Here is a 13,055-nt window from a genome sequence, read left to right as displayed (position 1 = left end):
GGCCCCTGCCCGGGACCTTCGGCCCTCCTCCTGTGCCCCGGGCAGCCCCTGGGACGTCCCGCCGGGCGGCCGGAGGCTTGCTGCAGGCCCCGGCGGAAGGAACGCAGATGTCCCCGTGCAAGCGACTGGTGCCCGCGCTGCTCCTGGATGGCATCACCGCGCGGCTGCTGCGGGCGCCCCCGGGGCGACGGGCCTGCCCCCACTCACCGACACCGGTGGTCAACCGCCTGGGTGGCACGGCCACACCGAAACTCTCCTGCCGGTCGCCGGGCTGACGTCGTGCACGCAGAAGGAAGGAACTGCCATGAAGCGCACCCAGATCGGCACCGTCGTGGTGAGCGATGTGATCACCGCGCGGGCGGACACCGGGTTCAAGGAAGTGGCCCGTCTACTCGGTGACAACCGCATCAGTGGCCTGCCGGTCATCGACGACGACGACAAGGTCATCGGTGTCATCTCCGAGACCGACCTGATACGGCGCCAGGCCGCCGAGCCGCTCCATGCGCGCGCATCCCGGCGCCGCTCACGGTTCACCCGCCCCGCGCCGCCGGCCGGTGCACTGCGGGAGCACGCCGAGACCGCGCAGGCAGTGATGTCAACGTCGGCCGTCACCGTCCACGCCGAGGAGACCCTCGCCGAAGCCGCCCGCACCATGACCCAGCAGCACATCGAACGGCTCCCCGTCGTCGACGAGGAAGACCGTCTGGTCGGCATCGTCACCCGCCGCGAGGTGCTGCGCGTCTTCCTGCGCCCGGACCAGGACCTGCGCCGGGAGGTCGTCCACGACGTCCTCGTGGGCACCTTGTCCCTGGCCCCCCGGAGCATCGACGTCAGCGTCAGCGAAGGGGTGGTCACCCTGCAAGGAGAGGTCGAGCGGCGCAGCGAGAAACCGATCGCCCTGCACCTGACGCGCCGTATCGACGGTGTGGTCGCCGTGGTCGACCAGCTCACCTATCGCATCGACGACTCTCATGTGCAGTCGGCCGAACAGGCCTTGCACGGCATCGGCAGCCAGTGGCTGCCCACCCGGAAGGACAGCAGATCATGACTCTGAATGTGCTGGTCACTCATGCCGGCAAGAACGGCTCCACCGCGGAGATCGCCCATTGGATCGCCGAGACCCTCACGGCCAACGGACTGTGCGCACACACCAGGCCCGCCGCCCTGGAAGGCGCCCCCGAGCGCTACGACGCCGTCGTGCTGGGCAGTGCACTATATGCGGGACGCTGGCACCGCCAGGCCCGGCGCTTCGCGCACCGCCACGCCAGGGCGCTGGCCGTTCAGCCGCTGTGGCTGTTCAGCAGCGGCCCGTTGGACACCTCCGCTGCCGACCGGGACCTGCCGCCGGTGCGCGCAGTCGCCCGCCTGTCCGCGCACCTGCACGCACGCGGACACGCCACCTTCGGCGGCCGGCTCGCACCAGACGCCGAGGGACCGATCGCCCGGATGCTGCTGAGGCACGGACGGGGCGGGGACTTCCGCGACAAGCAGCAGATCCGGGCCTGGGCACGCGTCATCGCCGGGGAACTGATCACCGCTCATCGTGCCGAGACCATCCAGCCGTCCGCGGAGAGGACATCATGGCTATCAGCCCGCACATCGTGAGTGACATCATGACTCACAGCGTCGTCACCGTCGGCCGCCGGGCCGCGTTCAAGGACATCGTTGAACTGCTCGGGCACTGGAGGGTCAGCGCGATCCCCGTCACCGAGGCCGAAGGCCGGATCGTCGGGGTGGTCTCGGATGCCGATCTGCTGCCCAAGGAAGAATTCCACGACAGCAACCCGGACTGCCGCACCCAGCTGCGGCGGCCGTCGGACATCGCCAAGGCGGGCGCGGTCACCGCCGAGGAACTGATGACGGCCCCCGCGGTCACCATCCATGGCGGCGCGACCCTCGTCGAAGCCTGCCGGGTGATGGCCCACCAGTACGTCAAACGGCTGCCCGTGGTGGACCCAGAGGGCCGGATCGAAGGCATCGTCAGCCGCGGCGACCTCCTCAAGGTCTTCCTGCGGCCGGACGAGGACATCGCCGAGGAAGTCCGGCGGACCATCGTCGCCCATCTCTTCGCCGCCCCGGCCGGGCCGGTCGCTGTGACCGTCACCGGCGGCGTCGTCACCCTCGCCGGACCGATTGGCGACACCTCCCTGATACCTCGGTCGCGGGCCGCCTGGTGCGGGCCGTCGACGGCGTGGTGAGTTTCGAATGCGAGCTCCACGGCGGCGCCCACCGGCAGGTGTGAACGCGCCCCGCTGCAACGGGTGCAGCTCCCGGCCGCCAGGGACTCTCATCGGCCTCAGCCGGGGGGATTTTCGGGCCTGGCGCGCAGCCCGGCCCCGCTGGCCAGTGCGGGGGCCGAACGGCACGCAGGCAGGGCCGAACGGCTCCCTGCCCTACGAGGACGCTGCTGCGATGGTGGGTGAACAACCACACGAGGGCGCAGTGTGCGCATCGTGAAAAAAATGGGGGCTTCACATGACTCACGCAATCGTTGTCGGGGTGGATGGATCCGACCAGAGCCAGGCGGCGGCCCGTTGGGCGGCGCAGGAAGCGGAGCGCCGCCAACTGCCGCTGCTTCTGCTCCACGCGTGGCTCTGGCAGCCCATGGATGTGCCGGCGGTCCAGGACCGAGAGGCGCAGGCCCTGGCGGCGAAGGCCATGATGCAGCGCACCGAGACTGATCTCGCCGAGAGGTATCCGGCCGTGCGGGTGTCAGCCGAAGTCGTCACTGACAGTGCCATATCGGCGCTCCTGGACGCCGCCGAGCGGGCCGAGATGCTCGTGGTGGGATCGCGGGGGCACGGCGCCCTACTGGGCTATCTGCTCGGTTCCTGCGGACTGCAGGTGATCGGCGCATCCACCCGGCCCGTGGTCGCGGTCCGCACCGGGGCCGGGGACCCACCGGAGCGCGAGGAGGTCGTCGTGGGCCAGCAGGGCGGGGCCGAAGACAGCTACGCGGCGCTGAAGTTCGCGTTCGAGGCCGCAGCCGCGCGAGGGGCATCGCTGCGGGCAGTCCGGGCGTGGAGTCTGCCGCCGGTCTTCGCCTACAGTCCGGCATCGATGATGCTCGCCGACGCCGCTGGAGGACTGCAGCCGTTCGAAGAGGCCGCGCTGGAAGAAGCACTGGCCCCGTGGCGCGCCCGCTTCCCCGGCGTACTGGTCACCACACATGTGGAGATCGGATCAGCCGGGCAGGTACTGCTGTCGGCCTGCGCCGGCTCCGCACTCCTGGTCGTCGGCCGCCACCGGCGCCACTCCCCCCTCGGCACTCGCATCGGGTCGGTCGCCCACGCCGCCCTGCACCACGCCCCGTGCCCGGTCGCCGTCATCCCGCACGGCTGACACCGACCGGCACAGCCGGCACCAAACCGCTGCGCGCGAAGGGGCACGACCCGCTCCGGGCTCCGGCACCGCTCGACGACGCCCACGCTCCCCTGGCCCCGGTCACCTGCCCACCCACCGCGCCGTCGCAGAGCACCGGCCTCAAATCTGCGCCGGTGCGACGGCCCGCGGCCATACTCGGGGCATGACAACGGAACATCCGTCCGGCTTCGACGACGGCTTGTCCCTGACTGGCCGCCCTCGTCTCGGCATTCCCGCGTTGGCGTCGACATCGCTGTATGTACAACCGCTCACGCCGACGGGAACAATGGAGAATCAGCGCACCGCCACCGCCTTCGTGGTGATGAACCGCGCAGGAGACCCGTCCCTGGTCACCAACCGCCATGTGGTGACCGGCCGCAACAGCAAGAACGGCAACGCCTCCAGCGGTGATGCAGTGACGGCTCTGCGCGTGATGACGCATGCGACGATGACGGGCATCCGGGATGGCTCGAACACCCCGAGCACGGCTGGGGCGTGGACATCTTCGCCATCGCTCGAGTCGGACTTCGAAGAACACGAGCCCATCGACCTCATCTGCTACAAACTGGACGGCCCCCCCTGCGCCCGACTGGAGCTGACCACCGCGCTGTTCGTGATCGGCTACCACCAGGGCTTCGATCCGTTCAAGACACGGGCCGCCCTGGGGGTCTCGACGCGCGGGATAGCGCCCTGACCGCCCTGGCTGGACTGGGAGGGCCTGCCTAGCCCTTTGATCGACTGCCGGGCGCCCCGTCCAGTCCGGCTCCCCCATCGTCTTCTGCGCCGATTCCAACAGCAGGTACCTCGCATCGGACGGAACCATCAAGACCGGACCGGTGTACGACCTCGTGGGTATCTCCAGGGGGCGGACGCACAAGGACAGCGACATCGGCATCATGTGGAAACGCGCGGCGATCGTCGAGCGAGGCGTCGTGCCCGAGGACCCCTGGATGAGCCCTTTCGAGGCGTTAGTCGACGTCGATGCCCTCCCGCAGACCTCCTCCTACCTCGATCGGTGAAGCCGGGCGGCGGCGTCCGGCGGGGGTCGACGCCGCTCAGGCTTCAAACCCCGCCGTACCCCTGCACCGCAGGTATAGCCTTGTCATGGCCTCCGCCCAAACGGAGCACGTCGGCTGATACGCCCCTCGGGCAGCGAGCGCTGACGTCATGCGATCAGCATCACTGCTCGAACGGCACCAGAGCCAAGGCCTGTTCCATAGCGCCGCCAACAACGGATTGGCTATACGAGGACAGGCACGCATCTACCTCTGATCGTGGCCAGCGCTCCGCTTTTCAGGGCGGGGTGAAGGCCGCCCTTGGCTCGGAGGCGCGGAGCGCCGGAGTGCTCTGCGTCTGCGGGGTGTGGGGCAGAGGAGGCGCTGCTGGTTTTCGATGTACTGCTTGACAGGCAGCCAAGGGTGCACCGCCACACGACCCTGCGCAGCAGGAGCCTGACCAGGAGGGTCTGCCCCACAGGTACCGGTGGACGTGGCTTTCGTACTCCTGGCGGAGCCTCCGGAAGCTGTTCAGCGCCGCGGCTGGCCGTCGTACCGGGACGGCTGCGCGGGGTGGTGTTCCTGCTGGGCGGCGAGCGCCTGGGTGGCGATCACCGCGGCCTGCACGCGGCGCTCCACGCCGAGCTTGGCCAGCAGGCGCGAGATGTGGTTCTTCACCGTCTTCTCGGCCAGGAAGAGCTGTTTGCCGATTTCCCGGTTGGTCATCCCCTCGCCGACCAGGACCAGGATTTCGCGTTCGCGGTCGGTCAGGCCGGGCAGTGTCTGTGCTTTTTCTTCCGGTTCGGCTCCGCCGCGCAGCCGGGCCATCAGCCGGGTGGCTGCGCCGGGGTCGAGCATGGACTGTCCCGAGGCGACGGTGCGTACGGCGGTGACCAGGTCGGTGCCGGTGATCTGTTTGAGGACGTAGCCCGATGCTCCGGCCATGATGGCGTCGAGGAGCGCTTCTTCGTCATCGAAGGAGGTGAGCATCAGGCAGGCCAGGTCCGGCATGCGCGAGCGCAGTTCCCGGCACACGCTCACCCCGTCTCCGTCCGGCAGCCGCACATCAAGGACGGCCACCTGCGGGCGCAGGGCGGGGATACGGATCAGGGCCTGCTCGGCGGTTGCGGCCTCACCCACGACCGTCAGGTCCGGCTCGGCGTCCAGCAGGTCGTGCACGCCGCGGCGGACCACCTCGTGGTCGTCAAGGAGAAAGACGGTGACCTGGGCTCGCGCGCCCGGTTCGCCATGGCTGTCGGTCATCGTCTGCTCCCGTGCAGTGCCTTAAGTCCGCCCGCGACCTGCCGGCATGTTTCATCGTGCATGTCCGCAGGGCCGAAAGACCAGGGCCGGATGGCCCTCCTGCACGCACAGAGTTCCCAGCTCAAGCCCCCGGGCCTCCAGGACGCGCCCGCAGGAGCGCGCCTCGGCGCCCACTCCTGTGCCCAAGTGTCTGGCGCCGGAAGGGGACCTTCGGCCCTGTAGCGGGGGCCTGCGGACCTCCCGGAGCCAAGGCGCTTGCTGATGGTGTTGCCAAACCGCCTCACCACCACGCGGTACCGCGGCCGTATGCCGCCCGGCGAGAGGCCCCTATGAGCACCCCGATCCCCGTGACGATCCACCCCCGAAGCGAGATGGCGGGCGTGGCCCTCAGCGGCGAACTCGATCTGGCGACCGTCGGGCAGATCGAGCCCGCTCTCCTGGCACTGGCCCGGGACAGCAGCCGCGACCTCGTGCTGGATCTGGCCGGTCTCACCTTCTGCGACAGCACCGGCGCGGCTCTCTTGCTGCGCCTGCACCAGCGCTGCGCGGACAGTGGCACCCGGCTGGAGCTGCGTCAGGTGCCGCAGCTCCCCGCCCGCGTGCTGCGCATGCTCCGCGTAGATCGCGTGGTGGCCTGCACGTTCTCCTGAGCTTGTCCTCAAGAACGTGGCCACCTGGTGCTCTGCGGCGACTCGACCCCTCATGTCGACAGACGACTTGATCGCATCGTGGGGCAACAGTCCGGTGCCCCACGTCGTGGCGGGTGAGTGCCGGGCACTTTCCGGGGTCGGTGGGGTGAGGACTTGGCCGCTGCCGGTTTCTCCCGCGGCTGTGCGTGGCGGAGAGCTGCGGAGGCTTTTTCGGTGCACCCGGGGGCCAGTTGTCCCCGGCCAGGGCCCGTTCGACCCTGTCGCGGGTGCGGTCTGGATGGAGAGGCTGATACCGGGCAGTGTGCCCGGCCCGGCCGTTGCAGGAGTGAGGATGTGCACCATGGGTGAGAACGACAGAGGGCCGCTGGACGGCCCCGGCGAGAGTGACCGGCCAAGGCGGCGCATTCAACCGCTGGGGCGTGAAGAAGCCTTGCGGCTGCTGGGCTCGGTCGCCTTGGGGCGTCTGGTCTTCACCCAGCAGGCGCTGCCAGCCATACGTCCGGTCAACCATGTCCTGGACGGTGAGGACATCATCGTCCGGCTCAGCGACGGGGCCGCTGTGGCCTCTTTGGCTTCGCCCACCGACGGCCCGCAGACCGTCGTCGCCTACGAGGCCGACGTCATCGACCCGGATCAGCACCTGGGCTGGAGCGTGGTGGCCACCGGCTACGCGCAGCTCGTCGAGGATCCGGCCGATATCGCGCGCTATGAGCGCCTAGTGCGCCCCTGGGTGGCACGGTCCATGACCGCGGTCCTGCGGATCCGTCCTGAGCTGGTCACCGGCTTCCGTCTCACCTGCGTCCCGGCGGACGTCTCCTCGGCCCTCTGTCCTGACTGACCTCCGGCGGCCTGCTGAACCCGCGCGGCAGCCGGTCCCCGGGGCCCGGCCGGTCACGCCGGCCGGCAGGCCCGCCTTTCGGACTCAGCGGGTCAGCGGGGCGCGCCAGACCAGGAGGCTTCCGCCGTCGGCGTGTGTGTCGATGGTGAAGGATCCGTTCACGCTTCTGGCTCGTTCGTCCAGATTCTTCAGGCCGCTGCGCCGACCATCGGCGGGGATGCCGCGCCCGTTGTCGCTGACGGTGAGGACGACTTCGTCGGGGGTGGCCTGAAGCTTGATTTCCGCCCGGGTGGCATGGGCGTGCCGCGCAATGTTACTGAGCAACTCCCCCAGCGTCGCCAGGACATGGTCGGCCAACGGGAGGGGCACGTCGGTGTCCAGGAGGCCTTCCATGCTCAACCGGGGCGGGTAGCCGAGGGCGGTTGCAGCCTCGCCTGTCGCGCGGGCGGCGCGGGCGCGCAGGCTGGTTCCTGTCTCCTCGTCGCGAGTTCTCAGGCCGAAGATCGTGCTTCGGATGATCTTGATGGTTTCGTCCAGGTCGCTGACCGCACGGGTGACCCGCTCGGCGGCCCCGGCATGGTCCACCAGACGGGCGGCGCTCTGCAGGGTCATGCCGGTGGCGAACAGTCGTTGGATGGCCAGGTCGTGCAGGTCGCGGGCGATGCGGTCGCGCTCTTCGAGCAAGGTCAACTGCTCGGCGTCACGGCGCCGTTCGGCGAGCTCCAGCGCCACGGCCGCCTGCCCGGCGAAGGCGAGCAGCGGCTCGATCTCGGTGTCGGTGAAGACCGGTTCCCCCACGGCCCTCACCAGCAGAAGCACGCCTCTGCCGACCTCGGCGGCACCCAGGGGCACCGCGACGGCCGGCCCCAGACCCTCGAAGTTGCGGGGTCCTGAGGTGTAGCGGTCGTCGTCGGTGAGACCGGTGGTGGTGACAGGCGTGCCGGTGCGCTGGGCGGCGCCGGACAGGGTGCCGTCCATGGGGATGACCAGGCCTCGGCGTTTGCCCTCCTGCTCGCCGATGGCGAGGTCGACGACCAGAGTGTCTCTGCCGGGGACGGGGACGGACACGTCGGCGAGCACGGCTCCGGTGATGTCGCGCGCCCGGCGGGCGATGAGGTCCAGGACATCGAGTCGCGGGCTGCCGGAGAGCAGGCTGTTGGTGATCTCCGCGTTGGCCTGCAGCCACTGCTGCTGGCGCTGGGCTCCTTCGTACAGACGCGCGTTGTCGATGGCCACCCCGGCCGCCACCGAGAGAGTCGAGATGACGCTCTCGTCGTCCGCGTCGAAGTCCTGCCCGCCGCGTTTGTCGGTCAGATACAGGTTGCCGAACACTTCGTCACGGATACGGATGGGCACGCCGAGGAAAGTGTGCATCGGGGGGTGATGGGGCGGGAAACCGTAGGAGGCCGCATGCGCGCCCAGGTCGGTGAGGCGCAGCGGTTCGGGGTTGCGGATCAGCTCGCCGAGCAGTCCGTGTCCCTCCGGCAGATGTCCGATTTTCGCCAGTTCCTCGTCGGGGAGGCCGACGGTCAGGAACTGCGACAGGGTCCGCCCGTCCGGGCCGATCACTCCCAGGGCCGCGTACCGCGCCTCCACCAGCAGGGCGGCGGCCTCCACGATCCGGCGCAGCACCTGAGCGAGGTCCAGTTCCCTCCCCACGGAGACCACGGCCTCCAGCAGGCTGTGGACCCGATCGCGGGTGCCGCGGGCCGCGTTGATACGGCCCTCCAGCTCTTCCAGCAGTTCGTCCAGCCGCATCTTCGGGAACTGCGACGGCGGCTCGTGCTCACCCACCGGGCACCTCATCCATGACGACGCTGATCCATCCATCAGCCTATCGGCCGGGGCAAATGGCTCTCGCGGGCGCGTGCGGGCGCGGGGAACGGGGTGCAGGGCAGTGTCACCGGCCAGGGCGCAGCCCAGGCGGCCGGCTGCGCCAGGTGCGGTCAGCGGGTCGAGTGGGTGGGCTCCGTCGGGGAGGCCCTGCGGTCGAGGAGTCGGGGGCGGGCCGACTGGAGCCGGTGTGCGATCGCTTCGGCGACGCAGCGGGTGAGGGCCTGCCCGAACACCGGGTCCCGCTCGCACAGGGCCCGTACCTGCTCGGCGTCGAATTCCAGGGCGTGCACCGGGGTGGCCGCCCGCGCGCCGAGGTGCCAGGTGTGTGGCGCGAAGAGCCAGGACCAGCCGAGCAGGTCGCCGGGGCCCAGCGTCTCCACGACGGCTGCGTGGCGTCCGGGGACATGGAGGTCGAGGTCGACTGTGCCGGTTTGGATGATCCAGAACTTCTTCGCCCTTTGGTCCTCCTCGAAGATGCGCACTCCGGTGGCGAAGGCGCTCTGCCGCTTGAGGGTCATGAGGCGCTCGCGGCCCTCGGGTGGCAGGGCCTTCAGCAGGGGGCTCATCGTGCTCATGGCCGTCTCCGTCCCTTCGCGGCCCCGGACACGGTCCGGGCGGGTGTTCTGATGGGTTCAGCCTGCCAGCGCCGCACGGGGCGCGGCAGGGGCCTGCCGGCTCGGGCCGAGGGCCGGAGGGCCCTGTTTTTTGCGCTGCGGGCGGTACGGCGGGTACGGCCGCCCGGGGGGCTCAGTGGTCCGGCAGAGGCAGACGGCAGGATTTCCCGGGATCGATGGTCACGGTCCGGCCGGCCATCTCCACGCGGATCGGCGAGCGGTCGGATTCCGGCACGCTGATCTCCACCTCTGCGCGGCGTATGCGCAGGCGCACCCCCCAGTGCCCGCGGTAGCGCAGGGTGAAGCCGTAGGCGGCGAGTTCCGGCAGAGGGGCCGGGTCCAGGCGCAGGGTCCCGTCGCGGGTTTCCAGGCCGGTCAGTCCGCGCTGGACGAGGTCGAGGGTGCCGGCCATGGCGCCGAGGTGGATGCCCTCGCCGGTGGTGCCGCCCTGCAGGTCGGCGATGTCGCCCTCGAGGACCTCGCGGCAGAACGCCCAGGCATCGTCGCGCCTCACCCGGGCAAGGACCCAGCCGTGCGCCAGACTGCTCAGGGTGGAGCCGTGGCTGGTGCGCTTGAGGTAGTAGTCGACGGTGCGGTGCCAAGTGGCGTCGTCCAGGGGGTGCCCGAGGCGGGCGAAGACCTCGCGCAGTTCGGCGGGTGAGAACAGGTAGCCGAGCATCAGGACGTCGGCCTGTTTGGAGGCCTGGTAGCGGTTGACGGTGTCGCCCTCGGCCTCCAGGATCCGATCCAGGCGGCGGATGTCACCGTAGCGGGCGCGGTAGCTGTCCCAGTCGAGTTCTTGCAGGTCGCCGTAGCCGTCGAACTGGCTGATGACGCCGTCGTGGAAGGGGATGTGCAGGGTGCGGGAGATGGTGTCCCACTGCCGGAGTTCGCCGGGGTCCACTCCGGTGCGCTCCAGGAGTTCGTGCCGGCGCGGTGCGGGCAGGGCGTGCAGGACCTCAAGAGTGCGGGCCAGGACCCAGGCGGCGGTGACATTGGTGTAGGCGTTGTCGTCGAGGCCGGCTGTGGCGGCGTCGGGGTAGGCGTCGTGGTATTCGTCGGGGCCGACGACGCCGCGGATGCGGTAGCGGCCCAGCTGCTCGTCCCAGGTGGCGCACGAGGCCCAGAAGCCGGCGATCTGGAGCAGCATCTCGGCGCCTTTGGTGTGCAGGAAGTCGGTGTCCCCGCTGGTCTCGCAGTACTGCAGCACGTTGTAGGCGACGGCGGATCCGACGTGGTGCTGGAGCCGGGAGTGATCGGGCAGCCAGCGTCCGGACTTCGGGTTGAGGTGCAGCTGCTGGGTTTCCTCCCGGCCGTCGCTGCCGCTCTGCCAGGGGTACTGGGCGCCGGCTCTTCCTGTGGCGCGGGCGGCGGTGCGGGCCTGCTCCAGGCGCCGGTGGCGGTATTCCAGCAGGGCGCGGGACACCTCGGGGAAGTGGAGGTTCAAGAAGGGCAGGACGAACAGTTCGTCCCAGAACACATGGCCGCGGTAGGCCTCGCCGTGTAGGTCGCGGGCCGGGACGCCGACGTCGAGTCCGGCGGTGTGCGGGGACAGCGTCTGCAGCACATGGAACAGGTGCAGGCGCAGGATGTGCCCGGCTTCGCCGGGGACATCGAGTTCGGCGCGGTCCCACAGGTGCTGCCAGGCGGCGCGGTGCGAGGCGAGGAGCTCCTCGAAGCCGGCCGCCCGGCCGGTCTCCTCGATCGCGGCCCGCAGCGGGTTGCTGATGGCCGGGTCGCGGGAGGTGTACACGCTCACCACCTTGTCGACGGTGGCCGGGGTGTCCTGGGTCAGTGCCAGGCGCAGGACCTGGGTGGCGCGCTGGGGGTCGTGGCGTACGCGGGGGTCGGTGAGAGGCCCGTCGGCCACGGTGCGCGCCGCCATCGCGATGCGGATGTCCGAGGCGCTGGTGCGGCAGCGCAGCCACACGGTGTGCGCGGCGGCGGTCCCGGTGTGGACGTGGGTGAGGTGATGGCTGTTGAGCTGCCGGTAGCGGCCCACCCCGGCGTTGGTGACCGATCCGTCGAGTGCGGCTTCCACCTCCAGGTCGCCGGAGAAGTTCTCGGCCGTGAACTCGGTGCGCAGGGCGGCCAGATGGGGGTGGGCCATGTGCACCAGGCGCAGCTGGCGCACGCGCAGCCGGCGTCCGGCGGCGTCCTGGTAGACCAGGTTGCGCTCCAGGGTGCCCGCGCGCAGGTCCAGTGACAGACGGTGGCCGAGGAGGGTGGTGTTGTCCGGGGTGAACCACGGTGCGGTGGGGTCGCCGGTGACGGTGCGGAACCGCAGGGACAACCAGTTGGGCATGTTGACCATGTCCTCGTTCTCGACCTGCCGTCCGGCGACGTTCGAGGTGAGGCGGTTGTAGCAGCCCGCCACGCAGGTGCCGGGATAGTGCACCGGGTCTGCCGCGCATTCAGGGGCCGCGCCGCGGGTGGCGAAGTAGCCGTTGCCCAGGGTGCACAGCGCTTCGCGCAGCGGCACCGACGCCGCGTCGTATCCCTCGTAGTCCCAGGTCCAGTCCCCCACGGTCAGTCCTTCGCGTCATCGAGGAGGTCGGCGACGACGACATCGGCGCCGTGCCGCAGCAGTTGGGTGGCGAATTCCGGGGGCCCGGTGCGGTTCACGCCGATCACCAGGCCGAATCCGCCGCGCCGCCCGGCCTCTACACCTGCCAGCGCGTCCTCGGCCACCGCGGTGCGAACCGGCGGGACGCCGAGGCGTCTGGCCGCCTCGAGGAACAGTGCCGGGTCGGGTTTGCCCGCCAGCCCCAGCCGGGCTGCCTCACCGCCGTCGACAAGGTCGGCGAAGAAGTCCCGCACCCCGGCGCCCGCCAGCAGCTCACCGGCGTGCCGGGAGGCCGAGGCCGCCGCCATCGGCAACCCGGCCCGGTGCAGCGCGCGCAGCAGACGGACCGTTCCCGGATAGGCGTCGATGCCGCCGTCTCGCAGCCGCTCGATCCTTGACTGCGGCGACTTCCTGGACGGTGGCCCGCGTCGGGTTGAAGCCGCGCGAGAGCAGGAAACTGCGGGCCCCGTCCAAACGGGATTTGCCGTCCACATACGTGAGGTAGTCGCCTCGGGCGTCGAAGGGGCGCCGGTCGTGGGCGGCGACCGGCGGATGATCCACCAGGTGGGCGTCGAAGGCCCGCTTCCAGGCTGCGGCATGCAGCCGCGCCGAATCAGTGATCACTCCGTCGGTGTCGAAGACCATCGCCGCCATGTCCCGCACGGCCTTCACCGTGTGCCGCCCGCATGGGGCCGGCGGACTGCGCCGATGGGCCGGCGCTGGGAGTCATACATCCGGTGCACCACCTGATCTCTCGGGAATGGAGCGGCTGCCTGCCACTGTCACACCAGGGCCGTCCGCTGGGCAGGGGCGGTTCGCCCCAGTCCCGGGCCGTTCGGCCCTGGCACCTGCGGGCCGCAGCAGCCACCGCGATGGGGGCCGGTCGGCCCAAGCGCGGGGCCGCACCAGTGAGGCAGGCTGGACATGCGG

The 13,055-nt window shown here is 70.4% G+C and carries 13 protein-coding genes and 2 pseudogenes; 9 read left to right on the top strand and 6 right to left on the bottom strand.

From position 1 onward, the window contains the following. Nucleotides 1-107 precede the first annotated feature (107 nt). From ACLLJJ_RS41455 to ACLLJJ_RS41425, 7 genes are all read left to right on the top strand, one after another. Nucleotides 108-275 carry a hypothetical protein gene (locus ACLLJJ_RS41455; protein ID WP_434599981.1) on the top strand — a complete coding sequence of 56 codons (168 nt, stop codon included), beginning with the start codon at nucleotides 108-110 and terminating at the stop codon, nucleotides 273-275. 29 nt (nucleotides 276-304) lie between these two features. Then, nucleotides 305-1,048, top strand: a complete 744-nt coding sequence (locus ACLLJJ_RS41450; RefSeq protein WP_434599979.1) for a CBS domain-containing protein — start codon at nucleotides 305-307, stop codon at nucleotides 1,046-1,048. Next, on the top strand, nucleotides 1,045-1,605 hold the full coding sequence (locus ACLLJJ_RS41445; protein ID WP_434599977.1) for a flavodoxin domain-containing protein: 561 nt from the start codon (nucleotides 1,045-1,047) through the stop codon (nucleotides 1,603-1,605). The genes ACLLJJ_RS41450 and ACLLJJ_RS41445 overlap by 4 nt, the downstream gene beginning before the upstream one ends. Then, complete coding sequence (locus ACLLJJ_RS41440) at nucleotides 1,581-2,198, top strand: CBS domain-containing protein (RefSeq protein ID WP_434599975.1); 618 nt, start codon at nucleotides 1,581-1,583, stop codon at nucleotides 2,196-2,198. Before ACLLJJ_RS41445 ends, ACLLJJ_RS41440 begins: the two co-directional genes overlap by 25 nt. A 277-nt stretch (nucleotides 2,199-2,475) precedes the next feature. Further along, nucleotides 2,476-3,342: a universal stress protein gene (locus tag ACLLJJ_RS41435; RefSeq protein ID WP_434599974.1), complete on the top strand. Its 867-nt coding sequence runs from the start codon at nucleotides 2,476-2,478 to the stop codon at nucleotides 3,340-3,342. Between the two features lie 184 nt (nucleotides 3,343-3,526). Continuing rightward, nucleotides 3,527-4,057, top strand: a complete 531-nt coding sequence (locus ACLLJJ_RS41430) for a hypothetical protein (RefSeq protein WP_434599972.1) — start codon at nucleotides 3,527-3,529, stop codon at nucleotides 4,055-4,057. Between the two features lie 142 nt (nucleotides 4,058-4,199). Continuing rightward, the gene (locus ACLLJJ_RS41425; protein ID WP_434599970.1) at nucleotides 4,200-4,382 is read left to right on the top strand and encodes a hypothetical protein; all 183 of its coding nucleotides are present in this window, start codon (nucleotides 4,200-4,202) and stop codon (nucleotides 4,380-4,382) included. Nucleotides 4,383-4,739: 357 nt separating this feature from the next. On the opposite strand, the pseudogene ACLLJJ_RS41420 reads toward ACLLJJ_RS41425, so the two are convergent. Further along, nucleotides 4,740-4,887, bottom strand: a pseudogene (locus tag ACLLJJ_RS41420) (transposase); the annotation flags it as partial. A gap of 2 nt (nucleotides 4,888-4,889) precedes the next feature. Continuing rightward, on the bottom strand, nucleotides 4,890-5,621 hold the full coding sequence (locus ACLLJJ_RS41415) for a response regulator (protein WP_434599969.1): 732 nt from the start codon (nucleotides 5,619-5,621) through the stop codon (nucleotides 4,890-4,892). Nucleotides 5,622-5,950: 329 nt separating this feature from the next. On the opposite strand from ACLLJJ_RS41415, the gene ACLLJJ_RS41410 reads away from it, so the two are divergent. Together ACLLJJ_RS41410 and ACLLJJ_RS41405 are read left to right on the top strand one after the other, a co-directional pair. Further along, nucleotides 5,951-6,271, top strand: coding sequence for an STAS domain-containing protein (locus tag ACLLJJ_RS41410; protein ID WP_434599967.1), 321 nt, complete (start codon nucleotides 5,951-5,953; stop codon nucleotides 6,269-6,271). 340 nt (nucleotides 6,272-6,611) lie between these two features. Further along, nucleotides 6,612-7,109 (top strand): pyridoxamine 5'-phosphate oxidase family protein, encoded by a 498-nt coding sequence (locus ACLLJJ_RS41405; protein ID WP_434599965.1) that lies wholly within the window; start codon nucleotides 6,612-6,614, stop codon nucleotides 7,107-7,109. An 84-nt stretch (nucleotides 7,110-7,193) separates the two neighbouring features. Here ACLLJJ_RS41405 and ACLLJJ_RS41400 read toward each other — a convergent pair whose 3' ends face one another. The 4 genes and pseudogenes from ACLLJJ_RS41400 to ACLLJJ_RS41385 all read right to left on the bottom strand — a co-directional run bounded on the left by ACLLJJ_RS41400 (nucleotide 7,194) and on the right by ACLLJJ_RS41385 (nucleotide 12,779). Continuing rightward, nucleotides 7,194-8,867: a GAF domain-containing protein gene (locus tag ACLLJJ_RS41400; protein WP_434600673.1), complete on the bottom strand. Its 1,674-nt coding sequence runs from the start codon at nucleotides 8,865-8,867 to the stop codon at nucleotides 7,194-7,196. Nucleotides 8,868-9,055: 188 nt separating this feature from the next. Next, a complete protein-coding gene (locus ACLLJJ_RS41395; protein ID WP_434599964.1) occupies nucleotides 9,056-9,520 on the bottom strand; it encodes a cyclic nucleotide-binding domain-containing protein in 465 nt (154 codons plus the stop codon). A gap of 172 nt (nucleotides 9,521-9,692) precedes the next feature. Then, on the bottom strand, nucleotides 9,693-12,086 hold the full coding sequence (locus ACLLJJ_RS41390; protein ID WP_434599962.1) for a glycoside hydrolase family 65 protein: 2,394 nt from the start codon (nucleotides 12,084-12,086) through the stop codon (nucleotides 9,693-9,695). Nucleotides 12,087-12,088: 2 nt separating this feature from the next. Further along, nucleotides 12,089-12,779: pseudogene (locus ACLLJJ_RS41385) on the bottom strand (HAD family hydrolase). Between the last annotated feature and the right edge of the window lie 276 nt (nucleotides 12,780-13,055).

The organism is Streptomyces sp. A5-4, from assembly GCF_051131715.1.
Classification (GTDB): Bacteria; Actinomycetota; Actinomycetes; order Streptomycetales; family Streptomycetaceae; genus Streptomyces.
Note: the sequence above shows the minus strand (reverse complement) of the source record. Positions and strands in the feature narration are given on the sequence as shown.